32 protein-coding genes and 1 pseudogene are annotated in these 25,546 nt (G+C 62.3%); 16 read left to right on the plus strand and 17 right to left on the minus strand.

Annotated features, from left to right (window positions below):
- Window positions 1–10 precede the first annotated feature (10 nt).
- Window positions 11–532: a GNAT family N-acetyltransferase gene (locus AC1PUL_RS11540; RefSeq protein WP_480464338.1), complete on the plus strand. Its 522-nt coding sequence runs from the start codon at window positions 11–13 to the stop codon at window positions 530–532.
- 159 nt (window positions 533–691) lie between these two features.
- Here the strand turns inward: AC1PUL_RS11540 and AC1PUL_RS11545 are convergent, their stop codons facing one another.
- Window positions 692–1,120, minus strand: coding sequence for a hypothetical protein (locus AC1PUL_RS11545; protein WP_480464339.1), 429 nt, complete (start codon window positions 1,118–1,120; stop codon window positions 692–694).
- 13 nt (window positions 1,121–1,133) lie between these two features.
- On the minus strand, window positions 1,134–1,616 hold the full coding sequence (locus AC1PUL_RS11550; protein WP_480464340.1) for an SRPBCC family protein: 483 nt from the start codon (window positions 1,614–1,616) through the stop codon (window positions 1,134–1,136).
- A 297-nt stretch (window positions 1,617–1,913) separates the two neighbouring features.
- On the opposite strand from AC1PUL_RS11550, the gene AC1PUL_RS11555 reads away from it, so the two are divergent.
- A complete protein-coding gene (locus AC1PUL_RS11555; protein WP_480464341.1) occupies window positions 1,914–2,708 on the plus strand; it encodes a hypothetical protein in 795 nt (264 codons plus the stop codon).
- A 39-nt stretch (window positions 2,709–2,747) separates the two neighbouring features.
- Here AC1PUL_RS11555 and AC1PUL_RS11560 read toward each other — a convergent pair whose 3' ends face one another.
- Genes AC1PUL_RS11560 through AC1PUL_RS11570 form a run of 3 tightly spaced genes read right to left on the minus strand, consistent with a single transcriptional unit; the run spans window position 2,748 to window position 3,864 of the window.
- Window positions 2,748–3,068 carry a type II toxin-antitoxin system RelE/ParE family toxin gene (locus tag AC1PUL_RS11560; RefSeq protein ID WP_480464342.1) on the minus strand — a complete coding sequence of 107 codons (321 nt, stop codon included), beginning with the start codon at window positions 3,066–3,068 and terminating at the stop codon, window positions 2,748–2,750.
- Window positions 3,065–3,343 carry a ribbon-helix-helix protein, CopG family gene (locus AC1PUL_RS11565; RefSeq protein ID WP_480464343.1) on the minus strand — a complete coding sequence of 93 codons (279 nt, stop codon included), beginning with the start codon at window positions 3,341–3,343 and terminating at the stop codon, window positions 3,065–3,067. Before AC1PUL_RS11565 ends, AC1PUL_RS11560 begins: the two co-directional genes overlap by 4 nt.
- A gap of 56 nt (window positions 3,344–3,399) precedes the next feature.
- A complete protein-coding gene (locus tag AC1PUL_RS11570; RefSeq protein ID WP_480464344.1) occupies window positions 3,400–3,864 on the minus strand; it encodes a YcgN family cysteine cluster protein in 465 nt (154 codons plus the stop codon).
- A 399-nt stretch (window positions 3,865–4,263) separates the two neighbouring features.
- Between AC1PUL_RS11570 and AC1PUL_RS11575 the strand changes: the two genes are divergently transcribed.
- Together AC1PUL_RS11575 and AC1PUL_RS11580 are read left to right on the plus strand one after the other, a co-directional pair.
- The gene (locus AC1PUL_RS11575) at window positions 4,264–6,393 is read left to right on the plus strand and encodes a transglycosylase domain-containing protein (protein ID WP_480468560.1); all 2,130 of its coding nucleotides are present in this window, start codon (window positions 4,264–4,266) and stop codon (window positions 6,391–6,393) included.
- 350 nt (window positions 6,394–6,743) lie between these two features.
- Window positions 6,744–7,904, plus strand: coding sequence for a GGDEF domain-containing protein (locus AC1PUL_RS11580; protein ID WP_480464345.1), 1,161 nt, complete (start codon window positions 6,744–6,746; stop codon window positions 7,902–7,904).
- Window positions 7,905–7,914: 10 nt separating this feature from the next.
- Here the strand turns inward: AC1PUL_RS11580 and AC1PUL_RS11585 are convergent.
- The 3 genes and pseudogenes from AC1PUL_RS11585 to AC1PUL_RS11595 form a co-directional block, all read right to left on the minus strand.
- Window positions 7,915–8,499: pseudogene (locus AC1PUL_RS11585) on the minus strand (ATPase); the annotation flags it as partial.
- Window positions 8,500–8,520: 21 nt separating this feature from the next.
- Window positions 8,521–8,739: a hypothetical protein gene (locus AC1PUL_RS11590; RefSeq protein ID WP_480464346.1), complete on the minus strand. Its 219-nt coding sequence runs from the start codon at window positions 8,737–8,739 to the stop codon at window positions 8,521–8,523.
- 115 nt (window positions 8,740–8,854) lie between these two features.
- On the minus strand, window positions 8,855–9,628 hold the full coding sequence (locus AC1PUL_RS11595; RefSeq protein WP_480464347.1) for a class I SAM-dependent methyltransferase: 774 nt from the start codon (window positions 9,626–9,628) through the stop codon (window positions 8,855–8,857).
- Window positions 9,629–9,899: 271 nt separating this feature from the next.
- On the opposite strand from AC1PUL_RS11595, the gene AC1PUL_RS11600 reads away from it, so the two are divergent.
- Window positions 9,900–10,571: a permease gene (locus AC1PUL_RS11600; RefSeq protein ID WP_480464348.1), complete on the plus strand. Its 672-nt coding sequence runs from the start codon at window positions 9,900–9,902 to the stop codon at window positions 10,569–10,571.
- A 10-nt stretch (window positions 10,572–10,581) separates the two neighbouring features.
- Here AC1PUL_RS11600 and AC1PUL_RS11605 read toward each other — a convergent pair whose 3' ends face one another.
- Window positions 10,582–10,863: a hypothetical protein gene (locus AC1PUL_RS11605; protein ID WP_480464349.1), complete on the minus strand. Its 282-nt coding sequence runs from the start codon at window positions 10,861–10,863 to the stop codon at window positions 10,582–10,584.
- Between the two features lie 162 nt (window positions 10,864–11,025).
- Complete coding sequence (locus tag AC1PUL_RS11610; protein ID WP_480464350.1) at window positions 11,026–11,919, minus strand: NAD-dependent epimerase/dehydratase family protein; 894 nt, start codon at window positions 11,917–11,919, stop codon at window positions 11,026–11,028.
- 151 nt (window positions 11,920–12,070) lie between these two features.
- Between AC1PUL_RS11610 and AC1PUL_RS11615 the strand changes: the two genes are divergently transcribed.
- The 6 genes from AC1PUL_RS11615 (at window position 12,071) to AC1PUL_RS11640 (ending at window position 14,963) form a co-directional block, all read left to right on the plus strand.
- On the plus strand, window positions 12,071–12,550 hold the full coding sequence (locus AC1PUL_RS11615; RefSeq protein WP_480464351.1) for a DUF3833 family protein: 480 nt from the start codon (window positions 12,071–12,073) through the stop codon (window positions 12,548–12,550).
- An 80-nt stretch (window positions 12,551–12,630) separates the two neighbouring features.
- Entirely contained in the window at window positions 12,631–13,008 is a 378-nt protein-coding gene (locus tag AC1PUL_RS11620; RefSeq protein WP_480464352.1) for a PH domain-containing protein, read from the plus strand.
- 49 nt (window positions 13,009–13,057) lie between these two features.
- Window positions 13,058–13,297, plus strand: a complete 240-nt coding sequence (locus AC1PUL_RS11625) for a DUF4160 domain-containing protein (RefSeq protein WP_480464353.1) — start codon at window positions 13,058–13,060, stop codon at window positions 13,295–13,297.
- Window positions 13,290–13,703 (plus strand): DUF2442 domain-containing protein, encoded by a 414-nt coding sequence (locus AC1PUL_RS11630; RefSeq protein WP_480464354.1) that lies wholly within the window; start codon window positions 13,290–13,292, stop codon window positions 13,701–13,703. Before AC1PUL_RS11625 ends, AC1PUL_RS11630 begins: the two co-directional genes overlap by 8 nt.
- A gap of 127 nt (window positions 13,704–13,830) precedes the next feature.
- Complete coding sequence (locus AC1PUL_RS11635) at window positions 13,831–14,415, plus strand: DUF1214 domain-containing protein (protein WP_480468561.1); 585 nt, start codon at window positions 13,831–13,833, stop codon at window positions 14,413–14,415.
- Window positions 14,412–14,963: a DUF1254 domain-containing protein gene (locus AC1PUL_RS11640; protein ID WP_480464355.1), complete on the plus strand. Its 552-nt coding sequence runs from the start codon at window positions 14,412–14,414 to the stop codon at window positions 14,961–14,963. The genes AC1PUL_RS11635 and AC1PUL_RS11640 overlap by 4 nt, the downstream gene beginning before the upstream one ends.
- Before the next feature lie 256 nt (window positions 14,964–15,219).
- Here the strand turns inward: AC1PUL_RS11640 and AC1PUL_RS11645 are convergent, their stop codons facing one another.
- Entirely contained in the window at window positions 15,220–15,432 is a 213-nt protein-coding gene (locus tag AC1PUL_RS11645) for a hypothetical protein (RefSeq protein ID WP_480464356.1), read from the minus strand.
- Between the two features lie 393 nt (window positions 15,433–15,825).
- Between AC1PUL_RS11645 and AC1PUL_RS11650 the strand changes: the two genes are divergently transcribed.
- A complete protein-coding gene (locus tag AC1PUL_RS11650; RefSeq protein WP_480468562.1) occupies window positions 15,826–16,977 on the plus strand; it encodes a DUF2336 domain-containing protein in 1,152 nt (383 codons plus the stop codon).
- A 151-nt stretch (window positions 16,978–17,128) separates the two neighbouring features.
- Here the strand turns inward: AC1PUL_RS11650 and AC1PUL_RS11655 are convergent, their stop codons facing one another.
- From AC1PUL_RS11655 to AC1PUL_RS11670, 4 genes are all read right to left on the minus strand, one after another.
- Window positions 17,129–17,476, minus strand: a complete 348-nt coding sequence (locus tag AC1PUL_RS11655; RefSeq protein WP_480464357.1) for a DUF1491 family protein — start codon at window positions 17,474–17,476, stop codon at window positions 17,129–17,131.
- 54 nt (window positions 17,477–17,530) lie between these two features.
- Window positions 17,531–18,040, minus strand: a complete 510-nt coding sequence (locus AC1PUL_RS11660) for a type II toxin-antitoxin system YhaV family toxin (RefSeq protein WP_480464358.1) — start codon at window positions 18,038–18,040, stop codon at window positions 17,531–17,533.
- Window positions 18,030–18,353 (minus strand): type II toxin-antitoxin system PrlF family antitoxin, encoded by a 324-nt coding sequence (locus AC1PUL_RS11665; RefSeq protein WP_480464359.1) that lies wholly within the window; start codon window positions 18,351–18,353, stop codon window positions 18,030–18,032. The genes AC1PUL_RS11660 and AC1PUL_RS11665 overlap by 11 nt, the downstream gene beginning before the upstream one ends.
- A 176-nt stretch (window positions 18,354–18,529) precedes the next feature.
- Window positions 18,530–19,990 carry a methyl-accepting chemotaxis protein gene (locus AC1PUL_RS11670; protein ID WP_480464360.1) on the minus strand — a complete coding sequence of 487 codons (1,461 nt, stop codon included), beginning with the start codon at window positions 19,988–19,990 and terminating at the stop codon, window positions 18,530–18,532.
- A gap of 191 nt (window positions 19,991–20,181) precedes the next feature.
- Between AC1PUL_RS11670 and AC1PUL_RS11675 the strand changes: the two genes are divergently transcribed.
- On the plus strand, window positions 20,182–21,165 hold the full coding sequence (locus AC1PUL_RS11675; RefSeq protein ID WP_480464361.1) for a glycosyltransferase: 984 nt from the start codon (window positions 20,182–20,184) through the stop codon (window positions 21,163–21,165).
- Window positions 21,166–21,204: 39 nt separating this feature from the next.
- Here the strand turns inward: AC1PUL_RS11675 and AC1PUL_RS11680 are convergent, their stop codons facing one another.
- Window positions 21,205–22,221, minus strand: coding sequence for a peptidoglycan-binding domain-containing protein (locus AC1PUL_RS11680; protein ID WP_480464362.1), 1,017 nt, complete (start codon window positions 22,219–22,221; stop codon window positions 21,205–21,207).
- Window positions 22,193–23,689 (minus strand): sensor histidine kinase, encoded by a 1,497-nt coding sequence (locus AC1PUL_RS11685; RefSeq protein ID WP_480468563.1) that lies wholly within the window; start codon window positions 23,687–23,689, stop codon window positions 22,193–22,195. The genes AC1PUL_RS11680 and AC1PUL_RS11685 overlap by 29 nt, the downstream gene beginning before the upstream one ends.
- Before the next feature lie 500 nt (window positions 23,690–24,189).
- Between AC1PUL_RS11685 and AC1PUL_RS11690 the strand changes: the two genes are divergently transcribed.
- The 3 genes from AC1PUL_RS11690 to AC1PUL_RS11700 all read left to right on the plus strand — a co-directional run bounded on the left by AC1PUL_RS11690 (window position 24,190) and on the right by AC1PUL_RS11700 (window position 25,473).
- Window positions 24,190–24,654, plus strand: a complete 465-nt coding sequence (locus AC1PUL_RS11690) for a DUF5330 domain-containing protein (RefSeq protein WP_480464363.1) — start codon at window positions 24,190–24,192, stop codon at window positions 24,652–24,654.
- Between the two features lie 241 nt (window positions 24,655–24,895).
- On the plus strand, window positions 24,896–25,156 hold the full coding sequence (locus AC1PUL_RS11695; RefSeq protein ID WP_480464364.1) for a CopG family ribbon-helix-helix protein: 261 nt from the start codon (window positions 24,896–24,898) through the stop codon (window positions 25,154–25,156).
- Entirely contained in the window at window positions 25,153–25,473 is a 321-nt protein-coding gene (locus tag AC1PUL_RS11700) for a type II toxin-antitoxin system RelE/ParE family toxin (protein ID WP_480464365.1), read from the plus strand. The genes AC1PUL_RS11695 and AC1PUL_RS11700 overlap by 4 nt, the downstream gene beginning before the upstream one ends.
- Window positions 25,474–25,546: the final 73 nt, after the last annotated feature.

The raw sequence follows: 25,546 nt of genomic DNA on the forward strand, positions 1-25,546 counted from the left end.
AGGAAACGCCATGCCCCTCAGCTTCACCATCGGCGAGACCATGCCTGCAGATGAGCCCCAGATGTCCCAGCTCTACGCGTCCGCCTTTCCAGAGGAAGAGCTTGTCCCCCTGGTCCAAGCGCTTCTGCCAGAGCCTGGCGTTCTCTCGCTGTCTGTCAGGATCGGCGCGCTGCTCACCGGCCATGTTCTCTTCACCCGTGGCGCACTTGAAGGACGCCCCGAAATCGTGGCGCTGCTCGGCCCGCTCGCCGTCCACCCCGATCATCAGCGGCGGGGGATCGGCAAGGCCCTGATCGCCGAGGGTCTCGCACGATTGACGACCGAAGGTGTGACGCAAGTGCTGGTGCTGGGCGACCCGGCCTATTACAGCCGCTCCGGCTTCCGGCCGGCAAGCCATGTCATTGCGCCTTATCCGCTTCCCGCTGAATGGACGGAGGCCTGGCAGTGGCAAAGGCTTGATGGTGGCGACGACAATCTGGCGGGTCGCCTGCTCCTGCCAAAGGCCTGGATGCGGCCGGAATTGTGGGGTTGAGGGCCCTGCCACCCTCCCCTTGATGGGGAGGGTCGGAGCGCAGCTCCGGGGTGGGGTGACGGGCGGAACCGATGCGACAATCTCCAAGGCGAACTCGTGGATATGTCACCCCCACCCGCCGCTTTGCGGCGACCTCCCCCCTCAAGGGGGAGGTAGCTCTCAGCCCGCCTCTAATGCGCGCAAATGCTCGATCCGCTCGGGCCCGCAGGAGAGTTTGGCGGCGAGCTTGTCCTTCGGCGCGATGACGCGCCAGAAGGGCACGACCGCGTCCATCGGTTTTCCCGCCTCCAGTTCGTCCAGCGCCACTTCGGCCACGACGCGCAGATAGATCGCGGTGGTGACGGGGCACATGGCATCCGCCTTGGCGCGTTTGGCAAGATCGCTGCGCAGGCGGGCGATGGAACGGGTTTCGCCGGAGGGAATGGCGGCGACATAGCGGGCGATCTCGCCCGGCGAGGAGATCAGCATCATCGCGCCTGAGGGCACGCCGGCAAAGGGCGAGGAGAGCATCACCACATGCGGGTCCTTGGCGGCGCCGAAGCGCTTGCGCCAGTCGGTCGGCTTCTTCGGTTTGTCGCTCTTGGCCATGGGGCTCCTCCTTTCAACGCTCGGCTTCTGTTTTCAGCGCTTGCAGATAACGGGCGGCAAAAGCCTGCGGATCAAACATGATCCGGGCGATGATGCGACCGAGCGGATTGTCGATCGTGGCGCGCTCCACCACCGTCACCCGCGTGCCGCTCGCCTGCGGCTGAAGATCCGCCTGCCAGGCGCCATGATAACCGGCATCGGAGCGGAATGTCAGGGCCAGCTTCAAGGGTTCGCGCTCTGCCCAGGCAAAGCGGATCACCTCGCCGCGCGTGGTCGTCTCGACCCAGCCATCGCGGTCTACCTCGATGGAGGCTAGACCGTCGCGCCATTCCGGCTGGCGAGCGACATCGGTGATCACGGCGGTCACGCGCTCGGGCGGTGCGGCAATTTCAATCTGCGCCCTGCCCTCGCGGGTCGGCGGCAGGGAAAGCCCTGCGACAAAGACAAGGGCGGCAAGCCCGATGAGCGTAAGAGACAGGATCAGCAAGAATTTCACGCAAACCTCCTTTAGCAGTGGAGCACGTCCTAGCGAAGAACCGCGCCTGAGGAAGTATCGAGCGGAAAATCTTTGAGGATCAGAAGCTTGCAGGCGAAGCCCCGCATCTGGCGGCGTTTGCCCGATCCGGCGCATGACATCGCCTCGTCCATAAGCAAGACGTCAAACTGTGGCCAACCGGGCGCCTCGCCCCTGATCTGCCGAGACAAGGGGATCGTTTCATCCTAGCCTTGAGGTCCGAACGCCTGCAGTTGCGGTCTTTGCACCCTCGCGAAGACACCGAGACGGAGAGAACCGATGTCTTTCATGCGTGCCTCGCTTGCCTTGTGCTCTTCGACCGACCGGCTGCGCCTGACCCTGGCCGTCGCCCTCCTGTCTCTGCTCGCGTCCTGCCAGGCGCCACCCGCACCGCAGATCCAGAGCGTTCTCGGTCAGTTTTCGCTCGCCGAGATCACGGTTGATTATTCCAGGCTGAACCAGCCGCTGCTGGTGTCGGATCTGGAGGGCGACATCAACCGGTCGGTTTCGTCTTCGGCGGTCGATGGGCTCGGCACGCGGCTCGGGCTGACCAACCAGGCGGCCAAGCAGACGGCGATGCAGCAGGCGATATCAGCCCATATCACCCCGCATCTGCGCGATCAGCTGACGCCCCTCTTCAAGGGCACGCGCCCGGCCCGCGCCGAGGTTGTCGTCTATTCCGTCTTTATCCGCAGCCAGCTCAGCCTGCAGCGGCTCACCGGGGCGGAAGTCACCATCGACGGGGTCAGGCGACCGGACGGGCCGCAGCTGGTTGCGGGGCTTCGCATCGTTGATGTCCAGACGGGCGAGCCGCTGCAGGAAATCCCGCCGATCACCAAGACCGACGATGGCTCGATCACGGTGGCCCTGAGCGGGCCCAAGGCGCCCGAATACGGCGCCTCCCCCCGGCTCAACAAGCTGGCCTTCGACTTTGCCCGCGAGGCGGCCTACGCGCTTGCGAACGCACCTCCTGCGGCCGGTTTCGGCCCCGGCACCGTCCCCGGCCCGATGTTCGGCGGCCCCGCGACAGGGAGCGATGTGCGGACGCTTTGGTCGGTGCAGACGGTGGAGTGAGACGGTAAAGAGGAAATCCAGCCTGCTGTTTTGTGAACGCTACTCGTCTGGGGAAGCGTCCTCTCCGAAGTCCGCTTCGTAGTTCCGACCGCCGTAAAAGATGACCAGGATTGTAATTGTTTCCTGCGACACCTCGAAGAGGATCGTCACGCGCCTGCGGAAACCAAGCGTTCTCAGCCCTGGGCGAAGGTCATCTCGTTTCGTGCCTCGCTGCGGGAAAGTGCGAAGCTTTTCGCAATGGTCCACGATTGCATCGACAAATTCCGCTGCCCGTTGCGGCGATGCAGACTGCGCGATGTAAGCCTCCAGCGCTTCAAGCTGCTCCAATGCTTCTGGGGCGAACCGCAACGCATGTGTCACCGAATGCCAGGACCTTCCCGCTTCGCCCGCAAACGCGCCCTCACCTGGTCGATGCTCAAGGCCCTGCCCGGATCATTCTGCATCCGGTCGTAGGCAGCAACACCGTCCGTACGCAGCCAGGTTTCAAGCGATGCCTTCTCCTGCGCAGCGTCTTCCAGATCTTCTATATGGGCGACGATCGCCTCTTCTACGAGCGCGGCCTTGCTCATGCCCGTAGCACGGGCGAGATCATCAAGACGCGTATCAAGGTCCGCAGGCAGGGAAATGGCCAGCATGGCGATCGTCTCCTTTGTCGGCATAATACCACCGATATTGCCCAATCGCGAGGCCCCTACCCCCGTTCCGCTCCCACCTTCAGCGGCCAGTCGACGACGTAATCCTCGAGATCCTCGACATCCATGCCCTCTTCCGAGATCGTGCGGCCGCGGGCCGAGACGCCGGCCTCGTGCACCGTTTCCGGATCGCCCGAGACCAGCGGGTGCCACCAGTAGAGGTCGTGGCCTTCGTCGATCAGGCGGTAGCCGCAGGTGGGCGGCAGCCACTTGATTTCGCGCAGGCCCTTCAGCGTCAGCTGGATGCAGTCGGGCACGGTTTCCTGGCGGTTTTCGTAGTCCTTGCAGCGACAGCTGTCGCCGTCCAAGAGCTTGCAGGCCACCGAGGTGAAGACCACCTCGCCGGTGTCCCAGTCCTCGAGCTTGTTGAGACAACAGAGGCCGCAGCCGTCGCAGAGGCTTTCCCACTCCGCGTTGCTCATTTCCGCGAGCGTCTTGGTCTTCCAAAAGGGTTGTTCGGTCATCGTCTTGTTCAACTGACTTTGGTCCTGCAGCGTTGCGGCGCATCGGGCAGCGTTGCTGCGCCGGGCCGGTGGCAGGGCTGCAACGCCATGGATCAAAAGCGTGTGCTCTCCCCGACCGGGTTCACCATGCCCTGCGAAACCGCTTGTTCTTTTTCGGCAAATCGCCCATCACTCGGAGAATGACGAACTGCCCTTAATCCCTATGGGTCCTGATCCCAATCGTCGGGCGCGTCAAGGGAGTGGGCAACACGTTTTCGGGAAAAAGCAACGGTGGCCGATACAGACAAACCTGACGATCTCGACCCAGCGGAGCAGCTTGCTGCTGCCGATAGCGGCGATCGTCCGAGCTCTGTCGGCGCCGATGTCAAGGCCGAGCGTCCTGCGAAGCTCAAGCGCCACATCTTCCTGAAGATCGACAGCTGGCTCGACTCGACCCTCTGGAACGCCGGCTACGAACTCGGCGAAACCTGGGAAGAGATCACCATCTTCTTCCGCCGTTTCCGCGTAAGGGGCCTGAAGAAGCTCGGCTTCGAGATTGCCGGCGAAGCCATGACGCTCGGTACTGCGGGCATGGTGGTGCTGCTGATGCTCGCCCAGCCGGCGCTTGAGGAAACCAAGAAGGACTGGCGCAACCACGACAATTTCGCCGTCACCTTCCTCGATCGTTACGGCAATATGATCGGCCATCGCGGCATCATCCACGAGAATTCCGTGCCGGTGGACGAGCTGCCGGATCATCTGGTGAAAGCCGTGCTGGCCACCGAAGACCGGCGGTTCTTCGAGCATTTCGGCATCGATTTCTTCGGCCTGGCGCGTGCCATGAGCGAGAATGCCAAGGCCGGCGAAGTGGTCCAGGGCGGCTCGACGCTGACGCAGCAGCTGGCCAAGAACCTGTTCCTGACCAATGAGCGGTCGATCGAGCGCAAGATCAAGGAAGCCTTCCTGGCGCTCTGGCTCGAGGCGAACCTCTCCAAACAGGAGATCCTGTCGCTCTATCTCGACCGCGCCTATATGGGCGGCGGCACGTTTGGGGCAGCAGCCGCCTCGCAATTCTATTTCGGCAAGAACATCACCGAGGTGACGCTGGCGGAAGCGGCGATGCTGGCCGGCCTCTTCAAGGCGCCGGCGAAATATGCGCCGCATGTCAACCTGCCGGCGGCGCGTGCGCGGGCCAATGATGTCTTGACCAACATGGTGCAGAGCGGGCTGATGACCGAGGGCCAAGTGGTGGCCGCCCGGCGCAATCCGGCCTCCGTCATCGACCGCGACGAGAAGGATGCGCCCGACTTCTTCCTCGACTGGGCGTTTGAGGAAGTGCAGCGGATTGCGGCGCGCTTCAAGGATCATACGCTGGTCGTGCGCACCACGATCGATCTCGGACTGCAGCAGGCGGCCGAAGAGGCGGTCGCCTCGTCGCTGCGCGAATATGGCGAAAGCTATAACGTCAAGCAGGGCGCGCTGGTGATGATCGAAAACGGCGGGGCGGTGCGCGCCATGGTCGGCGGTCGTGACTATGGCGAAAGCCAGTTTAACCGCGCGACCCGGGCGCTGCGCCAGCCGGGCTCGTCCTTCAAGATGTATACCTATGCGCTGGCCATGGAAAACGGTTACACGCCGGAGACGGTGGTGGTCGATGCGCCCGTCGCCTGGGGCAATTGGAGCCCGCAGAATTACGGTCGCAGCTTTGCCGGTCGCGTGACCATGGAAACCGCACTGGCAAAGTCGATCAACACGATCCCGGTCCGGCTTGCCAAGGAAAAGTTCGGCATCGACGCGATCATTCAGACCACCAAGGCCATGGGTGTGGAAACGCCGATCAAGAAGGACGTGACGATCCCGCTCGGGACCGCCGAGGTGACCGTCATGGATCAGGCGACGGCCTATGCCGTGCTGCCGGCCGGCGGCTATGCCGCGCGCCGGCACGGCATTGCGCAGATTTCGAACTATGCCGGCGACGTGCTCTATGATTTCGAGCGCGACGCCCCGCCGCCTGAGCGCATCCTGTCGGATCAGGCGGCGCGCTCAATGAACCAGATGATGAGCAAGATCCCCTATATCGGCACGGCGCGGCGCGCGGCGGTCGATGGGATCCTGACGGCCGGCAAGACCGGCACGACGCAGGCTTACCGCGATGCCTGGTTCGTCGGCTATACTGGCAACTACACGGCTGCCGTCTGGTTCGGCAATGACGACTATACCTCGACCAACAACATGACGGGTGGCTCGCTGCCGGCGATGACCTTCAAGAAACTGATGGACTATGCCCATCAGGGCATCGACATCAAGCCGATCCCGGGCGTCGATCAGCCGATGCCGGCGAAGGAAGACAAGCCGCAGGTGGCGGATGCGGCGGCCAATCCGGATGCGCTGCCGCCCATGGTCAGGCCGCGGTCGCTCTCGTCGCAATCGACGCAGTTGATCCGCGATCTGGCCGCACGGCTGAAGGCGGCCGACCAGCTGGTGATCCCGGTCGGCGGCACGGCGCAGGTCGCCATCGAGCCGGAGACCACCGGCTCGACAAGTCGTTAAGACAATCAAAAGTTTACGAAGCGCTCAACATCGTCGAAGCGAATCACGACATGTAGATGTCGCCTTTCAGGTCGTTTGAGAGCAACTTTCGGGTCCGGCCGATCGCGCAGGCGGCAATACCATCCTGAATTGAAACAGGTTGTGGCGCCTCCGCGCCTTCCGATCCTCGCCGTTTACCACGGATTAACCATGGCCGTGGTGTTCATCTATGATTTCTCGTATTGGCACAGGCCCTTCACCCCAAATTAAGCGGGTCGATCCTAGGTTCTCTGCGTTTGGACGGATCTTATATTTCAATCGGTGATTGGACATCCATGATGCGATGGCTCGGACTTCCTGCGAGACCTCGGTTGACGGGGGAACAATATGCGGCCTTTCTCGAAAGTCGTGCCCCCCTTCGCAGTCGTATGCTGCGCGCCGCCGTCTTCTGTGTCCTGATCTTCTATCTCGCCTGTTTCCTTTTCGATCTGTGGTTGCTGGGTGACGTCACGGTTCTGTCGGCGGTGCTGCGCTTCGGCGTGATCCTGCCAATCGCGATCGGCCTGCTCATCTATATCGCCGGCGATCATCCCGTTGAGAGGAAGGAGGTCGCGGCGATCCTGGTGGCGCTCTTCGCCAATATCTGCTGGTGCGTGATCCTTCTGTCGAGCAAGAGCCCCGGGGTTCTCTCCTATTTCTATGCGGCGGCCAGCTTCCAGATGGCGATCACGATTGCCGCTGCCTCGCCCTTCAAACCGGCGCTGAGAGCAAGCATCTTCACCTACTGCCTGAACTATTCGGCGATCTGGTTCCTTGAGGGAGCCAACCCCGCCTATGTCATCCAGCATCTGGCGGTCTACTTGCCGACCGTGATCATGACGCTGCTCGTCTCCTATCAGCTTGAGGTGGAAGCGCTGACCAGCCATCTGCAGATGGAGGAAAACGAGGCGTTGAAACGCGAGCTTTCCCGGCAGAACAAGGATCTCGCGCGGCTCTCCGTCACCGATCCGCTGACCAGGCTTGCAAACCGCCGCGGCACGGACATGGAACTGGTGCGGCTGATGACCGAGGTCCCCGACGAGGCGCGTCGCGTGGTGGTGCTCGTGGCCGATGTCGATCACTTCAAGGCCTATAACGACGCCTATGGTCACGGGGCGGGCGACGATTGTCTCAAGCGCGTGGCGCGCGCCATGCGCCGCTCCCTGCCGATGGAGGCGCATCTCGCCCGTCATGGCGGAGAGGAATTTCTGGCGATCCTTTCTGACGCCGACGAAGACGCCGCGTCGCTTCTGGCCGAAGGCCTGCGCCGCGCCGTACGCCAGCTTGGAATTGCCCATGCCTATACCGGCGACCGCAATTCCTTCGTCACCATCAGCGTGGGTGCGGTGTGCGGCGCGATCCGGGCCGAAGGCGACTTCGAGCTCCTCCTGGAAAAAGCCGACCGCGCCCTCTATGCCGCCAAGGCCGACGGCCGCAACACCTGGCGGGTGAACATCGAGGCGGAGGCCGAGGCTGAGCGGGTGGTGGCGTGAGGGGTTGGGATCAGGGCATCATCGGCCTGGTCTTCATGCTCACCAAATCGAAAAGCTTGCGATGCAACGGCACATCAGCGTTGTAGCTGATCTGATCGATATACGAGCCAGAGCGACCCTCGAACAGGAAGAGCGGCTCTTGAGGCGAGTTGTCGATGATGACGAATTCATCGGCAAACTGCAGGGCTTCAGGCAAATTCTTGAGGGAGGCATGATAGCGCCTTAGAACATCCTGGTCGGGGATGTGATGTCCGCCCTGCGCCACGCGAAAGCGGACACGTGCGAGATTGAGCTCTGATGTTGCGAGAATGACGTAAACCAATCCCACAGCGTAGCCTGCGGCCTTCGCGCGCTGCATCACGTTGAGGGCATGGCGGCTGCTGAGGGTGGTTTCGAAGCAAAAATCGACATTCGACAGGATGGCCTTGTCGATTTCCGCGATGGCCATGCGGCCCGCTCGCACGCGCAGAGCACCAGGCATCATCCCATCCGGCAGTCTCTTGGCGATTTCGTCCGCATTGATGAAGACGCCGGGTGGCTGGAGCTTTTCATAGATCGACGACTTTCCCGATCCATTGGGCCCTGCGAGGATCGTGCATTCGGGCGATGGCGCCGCCTAACGCTTAGTGTTCTTCCGAGCAAGGTTGACAGCATTGCCTAGGTCTGCGACCGGCGTTTCTGTCAAAATAGGCAGGCGCTGGGAAAGAACAGCGATCTTCTGTTCCGGATAGACCAGATTGACAGGCTCTATACCGAGCGCACGCCCACGTTCGGCGGCATCGGCACCGATTTGCTTGATCGCCTCGCGGCGCTGGCTGATCCGGTCGAGCAACATTTGACCCTCTTCGATGGTGCAGAGAGCTTACCACGTTTTCGCTGCCTGGCGAGTCCGCCTCTCTATCTGGCATCTCAGCCGCCCCTTCTCCAGCTTACCAGTGAAAAGAAACCGCTCAATCCGCCCCGCCGATCGGATACAAAAACAGCCGGGTCTTGCGGCTATCCGAGAGTTCCCAGATCTCGTCTGGATCGACATCGGGGACGGGAAAGCTGTTGGAGACGAAGAGGCTGCCCGGCTTCATTTCCTTCGACAGCTTCTGCCAGAGGGCCGCCATGGGGGCGGGTGAGAGGAAGGCGTAGACGAGGTCTTCCTGAGAGACATCCGCCTTCCAGAGGTCGCCGCGACGGATCTCGCCCTTGCCCGAGATGCGTTGCAGGAGGCGGGCGGCGAAGTAGACGGCGGGGGCGTTTTCGATCCCGCGCGCCCGTCGCCCCTCGCCATCGAGCGCCCGCACCACGCCGCCGAGGCCGCAGCCGAGGTCGAGCATGCGCTGAGCCTTGCGGTCGCGCATAAGGTCTTTCAGCACAGAGGCCGTTTCGGCGTTGGTGAGATAGAGCGGCACACGGCCGCGCGTTGTGTTGGAAAAGACCAGCGCCAGGATGAGAAAAACAATGCCGAAGGGCCAGGCCGGCAGATTGCCGAGCAGCATGACCGAGCCCATGGCGAGCGGGAAGAGGAAGGCGATGAGCAGCCACCAGCGGGCAAGCCCCAGAGCCCGCGTTATGCCGGCGGCAATCACCCCCTGCAGGACAAGGGCGAGCGCAATAAGCGGCAGACGCTCCACCGAGGCCGAGAGCGGCCCGGTCACGGCCGCCACGACCGGCAGGGCGACGACCTGGGCGAGAAGCGCGCCGAGGATCGGCGTCTTGCGGAATAGGACGAGCATCGGAACTCCGGAGGCATGTCAACCGGGCGACACTGGCAGGGGGGGCGGTGATTCTCAAGCGTGCCCGTTCCCGTCGATGCGGGCAGTCGTCTTCGTGACAGCCCCTCCCCTAGAGCCGGGTCCCGCGCCACCTGCAACCTTGTGACGTGTCAAACTCAGGGGACGTCGGGCGGACTTGCGTGAGGTTCGACCGGCTGGCATCGTCGCGCTGCCCCTTGCCGCGACAGGATCCCGGCAAGTCACAGTCAGGCGGCAGGTGCACATGGATTTCATGAGGTTGCTAAAATCGCTGGAGGAGTTGCTCTACGAGCTTGTTTCCTGGCTGGTATTCTATCCCCTGACCTTCTGGCGGGCTTTGACCCGGCCCCTCAGCATGATGCGCTATGCCGACGACGAACTGGGCGACCGGCCGGAAGACCAGTATGACGACACGATAAGTCCGCCGCTTTTCCTGTTGATCACCCTGCTCCTGTCGCAGGCCGTTTCCGCCGCCTTTCCGACGACGGCCTCCACGGCCGAGGCGGCGGAACTCACCCAATCGCTCTCAAACCTGCTGATCGCCCGTGGCGTTATCTTCGGTGTCTTCCCGATGGTGATGGCGGTTACGCTCATTCTGCACAAACGCCTGATCCTGACCCGGTCCACGCTGCGCCCACCGTTTTTCAGCCAGTGCTACGTTGCAGGGCCGTTTGTCTTCCTGCTCGGATTGACGGTTGATTTCCTGATGATCCCGGATGGACAGGGCATCCCCTATGCTGCGGTTCTGGGGATCTCAGCGCTCGCCTGGTATGGACAGGCGGAAATCCGCTGGTTCTGCCGAGATCTTGGCATCGGCACCGGAAAGGCCGTCGTGCTCTTTGCGCTTGCCCTGCTGATCGCTCTCGTGACGGCCCTGGCGGTAACGGTCGCCTTTGCCTATCTACTGCCGCGCTGGAACCGCTGAGGTTGGCGCATCAGTGACGGTATTGGCCGAAAGCCTCATCGCCTTCGGCTCGCAAACCTGCCTCGCCGAGCAGAATCCGGCCAACGGCGGCCTCCAGTTCCGTCTTTTCCTTCAGATCGAAATCACGAAAGCCGTGAAAGGCTGCGTGAGACCAGAGGATGCGCCCTGCCAGAAGGGGCGCATCAACCGTCGAGATGACATAGCCCTGCATCGCCACGTCGAAGGTGACAAAGCACTGGCCGCGCACTTCGGTCTGCGCACAATTGGCGACTTCCACGCATTTGCCGGCCAAGTCTCGTCCTTCCTCAAAAGCAAAACCCCAAAAATCAGGGGGAATTCGCACTTGCTTATAGACGAAGATTACGCTGACCTCACGAAACATTTTCGGATTTCGCCCGGCAAAATTTGCAGGTATCGGCTGGCCCGTCGCTCGTGAATTTTCGCCTGACGACGGTCAGACCTTCACATATTTGCGCCAGTCATGCTCCTCCTTGAAGCCGAGGACTTCACGGATCTTCCGGTTGGAGAGCGGCGCTTCGAAGCCGTCGATATCACCGGTGATCGGGGTGTTCGGGGCATATTTGGCCAGGAATTCGCGGGTCGGGATGGTCGCCGTGATCGTGTCGTTGACAGCGTTGAAGACCTGGAAACCGAGGCCGTCCTTCTTGATGCAGAGATCAACGATCTGGCCGAGATCGCGGGCGTCGATATAGGACCAGGCATTGCGCTTGCGGCATGGGGGATCGGCGAGATAGCCGGGAAAATTGGCGTAATCCTCGGGGGCAATGACATTGCCGATGCGCAGCGCATAGACGTCGATGCCGTAGCGCATGGCAAAGGCGCGGCCCGTCTTTTCGTTGACCACCTTGGAGAGGCCGTAACTGTCCATCGGGTCGGTGTCGTAATCCTCGGTGAGCGGGAATTCCTTGTAATCCTTGTCGCCCTCGGCAAAGCAGACGCCGTAGGTGGTTTCCGAGGAGGCAATGATCACCTTGCTGATGCCGAGCTTGGCGGCGGCCTCGATGACATTGTAGGTCGAGACGGTGTTTTCCGCGAAGGTCTGGTTGTCCGGGTGCATCAGGATGCGCGGGACGGCGGCAAAATGCACGACGGCATCGACCTTTTTCGGGCCACCGGCCTCTTCATAGCCGTTATAGCCGAAATGGCAGGAGAGCGCGTTATAGACCTGGCCGCTGTCGGTGACGTCGGTCAGCAGCGTGTGCACGCCGGGCACGTCGAGAACGGCGCGATCGACATTCAGCACCTTGTGTCCCTGGTTCAGCAGATAGGGCACGACATGGCGCCCCGCCTTGCCGCTGCCGCCGGTAAACACGATCCGCTTGCCCATGGTGATCCTCCTTCAGATTGAGTTGTCGGATGACCAGATAGCGCGGCAAGGGCGAAAGCGTAAGGGGCTAAAACGCTTGGCGGCGGGCGCGGGAACCGGAAGAGCCCTCGCCGTGTTTTCCCGGACCCAGCGGCCACCGAGGAGAGACGCCTTGAACCTTCAGGATTTTGCAGACAAAGAGCCCCGTTTCATCCTGGAGGAATTCTTCTCCGGCAGTTTGCGCGGCTATGGCATGACGATCGGCCGGCTCGGCGGTTTCCAGAACCGCTTCACCATCGACGCGCGCGGGCGCTTCGATGCCTCCGCCAATGTGCTGTCGCTGACGGAGGATTATTTCTTCGACGACGGTCATTCGGACAGGCTGACCTGGACGATCCTGAAGCGGGACAAAGGCCGTTACGAGGGCCGCGAAACACTGATCGACGGCACGGCGGAGGGCGAACAGTCCGGGTGTGCCTTCCGCTGGCAATACAGTCGGGACGTGCCCCAGGCCGACGGATCCAAGACCCGTTTCGGCTTCGACGACTGGTTCATCCTGCATGACGAACGGCATATGAGCGTGCATGCCTCGCTCACCAAGCTTGGCGTGGAGGTGGCGACGCTTGAGGCGTTTTACGAGAAGGTGGGATGACGGCTCGAATGGATGGCAAGCACGCTTGACTCACCTTCCGCCCCTCCCCATCTCCGCTCCAACACCACAGGAGGATGACGATGGGTTTGTTTGACGGATTGCTGGGCCATGGATCGAGCGTAGACCCTTCCGATCTCGCCAAGCGGCTGGACGGCGTGTTGATCGAGGGTGAGCGGGTGTCGCTTGCCTTCAAGGTCATCCGCGACGTCTTCGTCTTTACCGACAAACGGCTGATCCTGATCGATGTGCAGGGCATCACCGGTTCAAAGGTCGATTACACTTCCGTACCCTACCGGGCGGTCACCCGCTTCTCCGTCGAAACCGCCGGCACGTTTGATCTCGACAGCGAGTTGAAGATCTGGGTGTCGGGTGCCCATGAGCCGGTGACGAAGACGTTGAAGAAGGGCACTGATGTGCGCGGCATCCAGCGGGCGCTGGCGGCGGGGGTGTTGAGGTAGGCCAATCGATACCGCCTTGCAAAACCCAACGGATGGGTTAAAGTCTTGCATGGTTGTCGTCCATCGCGCTTTTGGCTTTCGTTTCGTGATCTACACGCAGGATCATGAGCCTGCGCATGTTCATGTTACCGGAGCCGGGCAGGCGAAGATAAACCTACGTGGGCCGCATAACCTTCCAGAATTGGTCTACAGCGTCGGGATCTCGCGTGCAGACCTCCGACGTATCTTGACCGAAGTTGTGAAAGAGCAGGATCGCCTGTTGAGAGAATGGGAGCGCATTCATGGCTGACTTCGACGAACAACAACTCACCGATGCAGAAGCACGCGGTCATGCCATGCTCGAGGCCGGGGCAAGGGCAGTTGCTGCGAGATACGATGCAAAAACCGGTCGTGTTGTGCTCGATCTGGCCAACGGTTGTGTCTATGCCTTCCCGACGGCTCTGGTAGAGGATCTGCAAGGGGCCACGCCCGAGACTTTGGCTGGTGTCGAGATCGACGGTCTCGGCTTCAACCTCCACTGGCCGGATATCGATGTCGATCTGTTTGTGCCCGCGCTGATCGCCGGAATCTTTGGGACAAAGGCATGGATGACACGAGAGCTGGCCCGTCGCGCTGGCCAGGTCACTTCTGAGGCAAAAGCGAGCGCGGCTCGGATCAACGGCGCCAAGGGCGGACGACCGCGCAAAGCCGTCTAGCTGGTCAGGGGATGCAGCCAGACAGGTAGCCCCTCCCCCAAACTTCCCTCTCCCCCGAATCAGTGATACCCCTCGGGCATAGCCGTCCGGCGCTCGCATGCCGTATCCCGAAGGTCTCGTCCCGCCCGTGTTTCGTGTTCCGCTCATCGTCGCCACTGCGCTGATCATCGCCTTCGGTGGCGGGATCCTGTCGGCGTTGTCGATGCTGAATGCGTCCGTGGGTTTCGGGGCGATCGAGGTGGCCGGGTGGCGGGCCTTTCCGGCAGCGCAGACGGCGGCAGCCGACCCTTATGCCAAGGCGCATCGGGCCAAGGGTGGGCGGCTGCTTTATGGGTCTGCCGAAGGGCTGCAGTTCACCGCCTCTCGCGATAAGGACGGCCTGACTTTGACGGGCACGTGTTCCTACCGGATGAGCGGGCGCACGCCGACCGCCAGGCTCTGGACGCTTTATGCGGCGGACGCGGCGGGCAATCCGCTCAATGCTGGTCCGGAGCTGCCGACGGCGAAGAATTCCCAGACAGTTCTGCGGCGCAATGACGGCAGTTTCGACATCGTCATTTCGCGCACGGCCAAATCCGGCAACTGGCTGGCCATCCCCGATGCCGGCTCGTTCCAGCTGGTCCTGACGCTGCTGGATACGCCGGCGGCGGCCTCCACCGGTCTGTCGGGGCTTGCCATGCCGGTCATCGAACAGATCGGGTGTGGCCAATGAGCAAGCTTCTGTATGCCATCCTCACGGGTTTCTTTGGTGCCGTCCTCCTGCACATCATCATCATTCTGGGCGTGCCGCATTTCACCGGGCGCGATGCTTACACGCGGGTGACGGCCGAGGGAGCGCCCTTCGTCTTCCACGCGCTCAGTGCCACGCCCGATGCGGTGGGGCTTTCCAGCCTTGATCCCTATCTGCGCCTCGCCGTCTGCCATTTCGACATCAACCGCCAGCCTCTGTCGCTGGTGGCGCTGGGCGGCGGCGTCGATTTCTGGTCGGTGGCGATCTATGACAAGGATGCCAACGAGGTGTTCTCGATGAACGACCGGACGTCGGTGGCCGGCGATCTCGATGTGCTGGTGGCAACGCCGGTGCAGGTGGCGCAGCTCAGAAAGGCGCCGATTGCGGCACTGGCCGAGACCATTCTGGTGGAGCATCCGGGTACGGAGGGCTATGTGGTGCTGCGCGTGCTGGCGCCGCAGGGGAGCTACGAAGCGGATGCCAGAGCCTTTCTGGCCGAGGCGGAATGCCTGCCATTCACCGGCCGCTGACCTTCATACCGTCGAGGAGACCGATGCGGACGTTCCTCGAAACCTTCCGCCCGAGTGTGGCAGGGATGGCGGCGGGTTCGAGTTCGGTATGCAGCAGAAGGTGGCAGTGGGCGAATTCCCGGCGCGGACAGTTATGAGCGGCGGCCAAGGCTCCGCGTGAAATGGAGAGATGGCGCGATGCGTCTCACCCATGCTCGCGCCAAAAGAAAGGCGCAGGTCCTCTGGTTACGACCAGGCCTGCTCGGGACTGCGATGTCTACCAGGGGCGGCGGTCGGGGCCGAAAACCGGGCCTTGGGGTGCTGGCAGTGCGGGCAGCGTCGGCAGCTCGACGCGCGGCCATATGGCGTTCGGATCCAGTCGCTCGTAGCGTATCCCGGTGAAGAAGAGGATCTCCGCCTTCTGATAGACCTTGCGGGCCGAACGGCGTGAGGGGTTCAGCCGGTCCGAAATCCTGATGATGTCCGCCATGCTCGTCTCCTTTCGAGAAGAAAGATCGAGAGGGTCGAGAGGGTCATCTCGCCCTGCCCTCCTAGTACGAGGGCCGGCACAATCCGGTTCATGCTGCGGAATATTTCACACGCACCGGGTTCATCTGCGCCTTTCTCCGACGCGTTCCCCCTGTCGCGGTTCACCCCACGAAACGGGGTACGCATATGCCTAATATCGGAAACATGCGGCGAATCGTCTGCCAAGACCATCCACCTGCTGACAAGAAGCCATAGGTTAGTTAACAGCTTGCTAACAAATTCGTTCTAATCTGTGACGGATCTATTTGTATTGCGTTGGAGTGGGTTTGTCGTGAGCGAACAGTTCAGGGAGCTTGAAAAGCCGGCCGGCGCGCGGAACAAGGATGTCGTTCTGATGGCCACGGTCACGAGTTTCCAGGCGCTCTCCTTTCCCGGCAAGTCAGAGCTTCGACAATTTGCCGAGCTGTTCCAGCCGCTTTTTGCCGGTTCATCCATGGAGGCACGCCGCGAGGCCGTGGCCGCGCTCTCCCAGAGCCCGAACCTGCCGCTCTCGGTCGCAGCCTTCATCGCCTCACAGCCGATTGCCGTCGCCGCACCCTTCCTTGCCTCGTCACCGGCACTGACTGACGACATGCTGATCATGATCGCCCGCACGCAAGGCGCCGATCATGCGCGCGCCATTGTCAAACGCGAGCGTTTGTCGCCCACGGTGATCGATGCTTTGGTCTCGCTGCGCCATGCCCTGCCCCCGCGCCCGAACAAGGCAGAGACCGAGCAGGCGAAGCCCGCACAGGCGCCTCTCCAGCCAGACACGCGATTGAAAGCGACACCAGATGTGGAGCCTTCCCGGTTCGACCGGATCATGACGGAACTCATGATGGCTGATCTTCCCGGCGCGGTGACCGACGCCATCAGCGCCCGCAGCCCGGTATCGACGGTCGCGCCCGCCGCTGATGGCGGGGACAAAGCGAGCCAGATGCGCGAAGAAGTGCTGCGCCAGACGATCAAGACCATGGCCTCGCAGCAGCGTCCGCCGGCCAGCGATCGTCTGGGGCGCCGCAAGGCAACACCGCTGCAGACAGCGCTGCTGGTGCGGTTTGCCCGTTCGCATGACGGTGGGTTGTTCGCGACGACGCTGGCCGACATGCTCTCCTCCAGCCGCTGGCTTGCGGAACGCATCCTGCTCGATATCTCGGGTCGCCAGCTCGCCACGACGCTCGCCGGCGTGGCCATGCAGGAAGCTGACGCGATCTTCATTCTCGAACACATCTATCCGCATCTCGCCCGTCGTGAGAACGATGCGAGCCGGGCAGAACATCTACTGTTCGGCCTGGATCCCGACCAGGCGGAGGACCGCATCGACAGCTGGATCCGGGCAGACCGCTACACCTTTGCCGGCGAGGAGCCGCAGGCTGGCAGCCGCGAGGCTGGATCCGGTGCGAGCCATACGCCCCCCGGCATCACCGCTGCCAACCAGGCCTCGGCCAAGCGCCAGCCGGTCGGCGACGAGCATGCGCGCCAGGTGCTCAGGGCCCGCAAGCGCTAAGCGGCAGGATTTGCGCAGTAGGGCGTAGGCAGTAGGCAGTAGGCAGTAGGTGTCTATGCCTTGTGTCTCGAGCCGAATTTGCCGTGTTTGGGTCACCCCACCCCGGAGCTTCGCTCCGACCCTCTCCCTCAAGGGGAGGGTTGGTGTAAGCTCAGCCTGCGTCATCGGTGAGGGTGAGATAGGTGCCGAGATCCTCGACCTCGATTTCGACCAACCAGAGATCGCTGTCGAATTTCCGCTCGCGGGCAATGAGAGCCTCCACCGCCTCCGGCTCCGATCGCATCAGGCGCGGCTCGAAAAGCCTGATGTCACGATCCCCCTCCCCGATCATGGCCTGCGGTGCCGGGCCATAGAGCGTCTCCAGTCCGTCTCGAAACCGCTGCCGGACGAAGATCGCGCCCGAGGCCTCGGAGCCCTTGTGCACGACAGCGGCATAGCCGCCATCGGAGAAGACGCGACGGGTCAGGGCGGAGACGAAGATGTCAGAGCGGATGCGCATGGGCTAGGGTTTAGGGGATTGCACGGGCGGCGTCGAGGGTGGGGCTGGAGGCGCTCACAAATCGTCCGAGGGCTTCACCGCCTGGGCAAACCGTGCGCCTGAGCCTTCTGCCGCTCGCAGGATGGCGTCGAAGTCGTCTGGTGGATTGCCGCCATCCAGCATGCTCTTGAAAACAGCATAGGCATCCGAACGGCTGCCATAGGCACGCAGCGTTTCCTCATCGTTCACCCAGACAAGGACAATGATCTTCCGGCTGCTGTCAAAGCGAAAGAACAGGCGATATTGCTGAAAGAACTTGGCCCGGAACCAGTGTTTGCGATGACTGCCGAGGGTATCGCCCTGCCGAAATTGCGGCGATGCCGGATCGGCAGGTATATCGGTTCGGACGAGCTTGAGGATGGCGGCCAGCCGCTTCGTCGCGTTTTTCTTGCGCCAGGTTTCGGGGTCGCGATGCTTGCGCGCTTCGACTTCCGCAATCAGAGCATCCAATTGTTCTAGAAAAAGAGGATGGGCATAGATGGACCATCCACTGGCGATGATGGGAGTGCCAGTGTCATTCGTCATCGGGCGACAATGGGGCGTCGAGATCGACGTCGATGTCGCCGACCAGCGTATCAAGCCGTGTGAGCACATTTGGGCTCAAAGGCTTCAACCGCTCGGGATGGACGATCAGGTCGCGTTCCAACAGGTCGAGAAATGCTCCCAGTGCGGGATCCGCCTCTTCGGACACCGCTTCGATATAGACCCGACCAGTGGTATCCGTTCGATAACGGATCTGATCACCCTTGCGAAGACGCAATTGCTTGCGCACACCGCTTGGCACGGTGGTCTGATAGCGATCGGTCAGCCTGGATACTTCGTCCGGTCTTGCAGCCATGTCAGGATCTCGTCAGTCGTATGGCTACAAAGGTAATGCAATTGCATTGCCTTCACAAGCGCCCGATGGAAATCAAGCTCGACGCGATGCACATGCACCACCGCAAAGCTGGCGCACTCCAGGCAGTGGCGACGACGCCGACAGCGGAAGGTGACCGCTATCCTTCAAGCGACGCTTTACACCTTCACCGCCAGTCGCAACCCGCCCCAGTGGCGGCCCGCGACGAAGATCGGGGCGGAGATGTCTTTCATCAGGACGAAATTGCCGCCGCCCATGTCGCGGCGGTAGGTCTGGACCAGGAAGGGGGCCGTCGAGCGGCCGGCGGCCAGGCCGACGCGGTCGTTGAAGATGCGGCGGTTGCGACAGTTGGCCGTGTTCCAGACGCTGTCGCCGGGACGCTGGGGCGCCGAAAACTTCTTGTTGTGGGTCGGCAGATAGCCGTTTTCGTCCACAGCGGCACAGAAGCCGATGCGGTCGGACGAGGCAGCGATCGGTTCGATGATGGCGGGAAGCACCTGATCGGTGAACTCGGTGAAGCCGGTCATCATCTGGACGGGATCGGTGCCGGGGATCGGCCGGTAGTTGCGGTCGAAAAGGTCGCTGGTCCGGATGCGACCGCTGTCCACGGCCTGCTGGAAAACCTGCGAGATGCGCGCGGCGACATCGACGGCGGTGTCGATCCAGTCGCTGTCTGCGGTGCGGATGCCCGCACTTGCGGTCAGCTGGATCAGCGTTTCCGACAGCGCCACGACCTTGTCGACACGGCCTGCCGTCTGCTGCAGGTGGTGGTCGGACTGGCGGACTTCGCCGGACATATTGTTCAGCGTCGCGACGAATTCCGAGCATTGCCGGTCGACCTGGTCGGTCGTCTGGGCCATGGCCGAGGAGCCATCGAGAATGCGGGTGATGACCTGCTCCATGGCCGAGAAGGACTGGTTCATGGCCTGGGAGGTCTCGCGCACATCGCGGGCGCTGGCAGTGGCGCCGCGTCCCGCTTCGTTGAGGCGAACAATCTTGTGGCGGATCTGGTTCAGGGTTTCCTGGATGGCGCCGGTGGCCTGGGAGGTCTGGAGCGCCAGAGCACGCACTTCCGCAGCCACGACCGCAAAGCCCTTGCCGGCGTCACCGGCACGGGCAGCCTCGATGGCGGCGTTGAGTGCGAGGAGGTTTGTCTGACGGGCGATGGTGCCGATTTCCTCGGCCACCTTATCGACCTCGGAGAGCGACTGGGAGAAGCTGCCAATCTCCGTGCCGATCTCTTCAGAGGTCGCGACCATGTCGTCGATCTTGCCGACGGCGCCGGTCAGACGCGTGGCGCTGTCGGTCAGCATGCGCCGGGCTTCACCGGCCGTCTGGTCCGTCTCGCGCAGCGTTGCTGCAACATCGCGATTGGTCTCTGCGATCGATAGCGCTGTCCTGGTGATACCGTCAAAAGTCACGGCATGGCGCTTGGAAATCCCAGCGACGTCCTGGATGGCGCCGGCGATATCGACGAGATCCACGCCGAGCGTGGAAGCCTCCTCGGCAAGCCGTTGCACAATGCCGCGCAAAGTCGCGGTGTCCGCTTGGGCGGCTACCGGTGCGTCCGTGACAGAACCGTGATCGTCGTCGTAGCGCGCGTTCATCGCAGCAGTCATGAATGGTCCTCCTCCAATCGGAGAAAACTAGCGTTTACATGCTTAACACCTGGTTTCTTTAGGAACTGTGAAAATTCACGTAGACGAAAGTCTCAAGAGTGCTCTCCCGGATCACCAAGACCTTTCCGAGCCTGGAATTGCGCGCCGGGCCGCCAGCGTGTTAGGTCACGGAAACTTGATCCGTGGGTCCCATGCATATCGTACTCGCCTCACACACGCGTATTCCGGCCCGCCTCTATGGCGGCACCGAACGCATCATCCTCTGGCTTGGGCGGGCCCTGTCGGAAAGAGGCCATGTCGTCGGTTTGCTTGCACCTGCAGGCTCAAGCTGGCCCTATGGCCCTCTGTCGGTCTTCGATCCAAATCGCCCGCTGGAGGCACAGATCCCCAAGCAGGCGGATGTGTTTCACAGTCATATCGGGCTCGATCCCGAATTTGATGGCAAGGCCTGCCAGACCGTGCACGGGAATGCGGCCGGAGTGCCGCTGCATCGGAATTCGATCTTTGTTTCGGCCGACCACGCGAGGCGCCATGGCGGGACCGTCTTCGTGCATAATGGGCTCGACCCCCGCGTCTATCCGGAGCCGGATCTGGCCCATGGCGGGCGGTCCCTCGTCTTCCTCGCCAAGGCTGCCTGGAAGGTGAAAAACGTGCGCGGGGCGATCCGCGTCGCACATCGGGCCGGAAGGCCGCTCGAGGTGCTCGGCGGATACCGTTTGAACCTGAAGATGGGCTTCCGTCTGACGCTGGACCCCAATGCACGTTTTCACGGCATGGTCGATGACGCGGGAAAAGCCGCCATCCTCTCGCGGTCAGCCGGTCTGCTCTTCCCCGTCCGCTGGCATGAACCCTTCGGGATCGCGGTGATCGAGGCCATGTATTTCGGGCTTCCGGTGTTTGCCACACCCTATGGATCACTGCCTGAGCTCGTGCCGCCGCATGTCGGCCATCTCTCCGACAAGGCGGAGGTGCTGGTGGACGCGATCCGCGATATCGGCCGCTTCGACCGCGCGGCCATTCACGCGCATTTTCGCGAGAACTTCACGGCAGACCGGATGACCGAGCGATACCTTCAGCTCTACGAACGGATCGAAGCGGGGGAGAGCCTGCATCCGACGGGCTTCACGGCGCCCGTTGCCTCACGACCGAAGGAGATTCTGCCCTGGATCGATTGATCCATCAAAACTGAAGTATGGGATTTTGGACGCGGCCGTTCAGAGCGCGCCGATCGCCTTGAGCTTCTTCAGCACCGCCGCACTCGGCTCGCCGGTTTCCGGCATCTGATAATGGCGCTCAAAGCGGCGGATTGCGGCGCGGGTGTCTTCTCCGGGCACGCCGTCGATACGGATGTCCTTGTAGGCCATGTTGGACAGGCCGCGCTGGATTTCCATCACAAGGCCCGGATCGAAATTCGCCTGCTGGACCGGTGGCGGTGCCGTGGGTTCGACCGCCTTGGGCGGAACCGGCTGGACTGCGGCGACCGGACGGCGCGGAGCGGTGACAACCTGCGTTTCGGCATTGCGGATGGCGGCGGCCACGGGGTCTTCACCTGGCGTGTTGACATCCATCACCGGCCGTTGCGCCGGCACGGCTGCGGTCACACCGCGATCAAGCGCCAGGGCTGCCAGCAGTTCCGGCGTGACGAGACCATTCGCTTCCATACCGACGGTTTTCTGGAAAAGGGAGATCGCGGTCTCTGTGCGCGGGCCGATCACGCCGTCCGCATCCCCCTCATAGAGACCCCGGCGCAGCAATTCGGTCTGAACGTTGCGGATCAGGGCTGCGGTTTCCTCCGCATTCGCCGGAAGTGCTGAGGGCACTATGGGCTTGGCAGCCGCAGTCGCGCTCTGATCGAGCACCGGTGCAGGGCGCGTATCGGGGCCTTCGGATGCGGCAGGATCGGCGCCCGGCCTCTCACGCTCGATACGGAATGTGGTGACGTTGGCATCACTCTCATCGCTCAACAGCGGCGCGCGGGGCACGCCGGCCAGTGCGGTGAAGTCTGCAGCGTCTCGGGTTCTCAGGAAGGGCGACGGATGCTGGCCCGGCTGATACCAGAGGGCATTGGCGGCAATCGTCCCGAAGATCAGCGTGAAGCACACAGCACCACCCACGGCGCGTGGATGGCGTCCGACAAGCCGCGCAAGGGCGCCAGCGCCCTTGGAGAAAACGAAGAGGACCTTGGAGCCCGACTTCTTCTTCTCAGGCGATTTTCGCTTTCGCTTCGTCATGCCCCGGTGCTTTCCCACCCGTCTTCAGTTCATGTCCCGCATCGGCAAGGCGCGGCGGAAATTCGACCATATTGGTTTCGCCCACGATCTTGGCACCCGATCCATCCACCGGCAAGGTGACCGTGACGACAGTGCCCTCGCCCGGGCGGCTTTCGATCCGGAAGGTGCCGCCGTGCAGAGCCGTCAATCCCTTTACCAGCGAAAGCCCAAGCCCGGAACCCTCGTAGTTGCGATTGAGATCGTTCTGCACCTGTGTGAAGGGGCGACCGATGATTGCCATCTTTTCGGGGGCGATGCCGATGCCCGTGTCGCTGATGCTGACAGTCACTTCATTGCCATGGCGCATGGCATCGATGATCACGGCGCCGCCGGCATCGGTGAACTTGATGGCGTTGCCAACGAGATTGATGACGATCTGGCGCAGGGCGCGGCCATCGGCGGTGATTTCGCCGAGACCCTTGGGCAGGCGGCTCGTCAGCTTCACGCCCTTGGTCTGGGCCTGCAGCGAGAGCATGCGCTCGCATTCTGTCAGCGACTGCGCGAGATCGACATCCTCGAGCATCAGCTCGTAGCGGCCGGCCTCGATCTTCGACATGTCGAGCATGGTGTTGACGACCGACAGAAGATGGGCGCCGGACTGGCGGATCAGCTGGACATATTCGCGCTGGCGATCGTTTTCGAGCTTGCCGAAATACTCGCCGGCCAGAATATCCGAAAAGCCGAGAATGGCATTGAGCGGCGTGCGCATCTCGTGGCTGACGGCGGCGAGAAAACGGCTCTTGATCTCATGGGCCGCACTTGCCTCGGCCTGCTTGCGGGTGACTTCGTCGCGCATCTGCATCTCGCCCTCGATGTCGAGCATCTGGGCGCGCACGCCCGAGAGCGAACCGTCATCGGCGCGGACGGCGGTCATGTCGAGGCGGACATTGAGGAACTGCGCCTGGTCCAGACCGACGACGGGACGGTCGAGACGGAGATCGGTCACGACCACGTCGGCCCCAAGGCGCAGCTCGTCGAGCGCCTGAACAAAGGCGAGCCTGTCGGAGACATGCACCTGTTCGACGAAGGGGCGCGACAGCGGCTCGCGCAGGAAGGAGAGGAACATCTGGCGATCACGGCCGCCAGCGGCGCGCACGACCCCTGTGACATCAAGCGTCAGAAAGAGGCCCGGGCAGAATTCATAAGGGTCGTCGGCGCTCTCGACCGGGCCGATCGCATCGGCACCGGGGCTTGCGAAACGCAGGCCCGAAACCAGCACGACGGCGGCCATGAGGTAGAGGGCGGTGCCCAGGGCAAAGCCGATCGGCAGGCCGGTTGCGATGCCGAAGACGAGGCTCAAGGAGACGGACACGGCGACCAAGGCGAAGAGCGCGGCAAAGGTCAGCCGGCGCAAGGCTCCGATTTCGGCGCGATCCACCAGGCGGCCGGCGGCATGACGCGACAGCAGGCGGGCCAGAAGCCCGTCCATGGTCCCCGTCAGTGCATCCGACATTTTACGCAATACAACCACGCCAGAAATCCGCGATCGGTTCCTCTGATTTACCCGGCGAAGATAGGCCGCACGCGCTTAAGGAATAGATAAGGCAGGCGCCCGGAAGCGGCCCGAAGCCGCCGTTTTGATCCGAAACAGGACAGCCAAACTGGGCTTTCCAAATCATGGTTAACGGGGCGTAACCGCTGAAATCATTCGACTTTTCTGAAGCGCGTTAAGATTTGCGTCGACTGGGTCCGCCAAGAAGCGGGGGATTGCGGGCTCCTCGCCACATTTATGCTTAACGCCGGCCGCTAAACTTTTAGCCAACAGCTTCCGAATGCCGAGATCTCTCAAATTTTAGTCGAATTCGCGTCAAAACCGAGCGGCTTTTGCAAATCGATTTTGGCGAATCAAACCTAGGGTGGAAATCACGAGTTCGGGGAGAAACCCGGGCCGTTCCGGCAAAGACCGGCAACAGGGATTTGGTGAAGACCATGTGGTTTCTGATCAAGGGAACATTCTATTGCACCGCGACGCTTGTTGCGCTGTCCTTCCTCGCCGCCCCGCCGGCAGAGGAAGAGCAAGGCGCCGGCTTCGACATGGGTGCCGCCATCACCGCCGCCAGCGGTGCCTATGACTATGTGACTTCGCTTTGCGTCGAAAAGCCGGAAGTCTGCGAAAAGGGTGCCGCGACCTTCCAGGCACTCGGCCAGCGGGCCCGCGAAGGGGCGCTCGTCGCCTATCAGTTGCTCGACAATCAGTTCAGCGAGGGCGGCGAGACGGCGGTGGCCGAGGAAAGCCCGGCGCCGAAGGCCGGCGGGATCGAGATCGTCAAGCCGGCGGTCGAAACGCCTCAGCTCGCCACGGCGGAGGCCGAGGCGCCGATCGTGACGGGCACGGTGTCGCCGACCGAACGGCCGAAGCATCTGCCGAAACCCTACCAGCCGCCGAAGCCGTAAGGCCTCGGCAAAACCTGACCGCAATGGCGCGGTCACCTCAAGAATTCCGGGGCGAAACACCCGCCCCTCTCCGCTTGCAGCCGTTCTGCCATGGGCGGTTGCCTGTCTGCCTGTCCCTGACTGAATTCGGCAGTTGCCGGGCCGCGTAGCGCAAGCTGCGCGGCTTTTTTCTTTTCCCCTGCTCCATTTGTCATCGGTGCAGACCTGTCTTACAGTGTCTTGCACAGCAAAGGAGAATGCGATGTCGGACGGCAAATCGACGGAGTCCGTAACGCTTCGGATTCCGGGTGAAATCCTCAGGGATATTGACAGAATTGCGACCGCGACTGAACGCTCGCGCAGCTTCATCATTCTGCGCGCCTTAAAGGGCTATCTCCTCAATGAGGGGGCTGACATGCTGGCCGCGATCGACGGGCAGACGCAACTGGATGCTGGTGAGCATGAGGACTTCGATGCGGTGCTCGCGGAGATGGACCGTCTCATCGCCGGCAAGGTGGCATGAGATCCGTCCGGCTTTCCCGCGCGGCAGCAGACTATCTGCGCCGGGAAAGCATCTATCTGAGAGAACGCAGCCCTGCCGCAGCACGCGCATTGTCTGAAACGATGAAACGAGCCCGCGCATTACTGCAACAGTTTCCGGAAGCCGGTAACACTCACCACGGTTTGCAAGTTGCCGGTTTTCGGACGCTCGTCGCCGGCGAATATCTGATCGACTACCGGCTCTCTGAGACTGCCATCGAGATCGCAAGCATCCGGCATGGCCGCATGCAGATACCGATGCCCGAGCTGGACGACCCCGATACCCTTGACCTTGGCTAACCCTGCTTTACGCCGCTTCTAGGTCTCCGACAGGTTTCCTTGCCGCAGGCGGTTCAAAAGCGTCGGCGTCTCA

This window comes from Rhizobium sp. P43 (assembly GCF_056730705.1).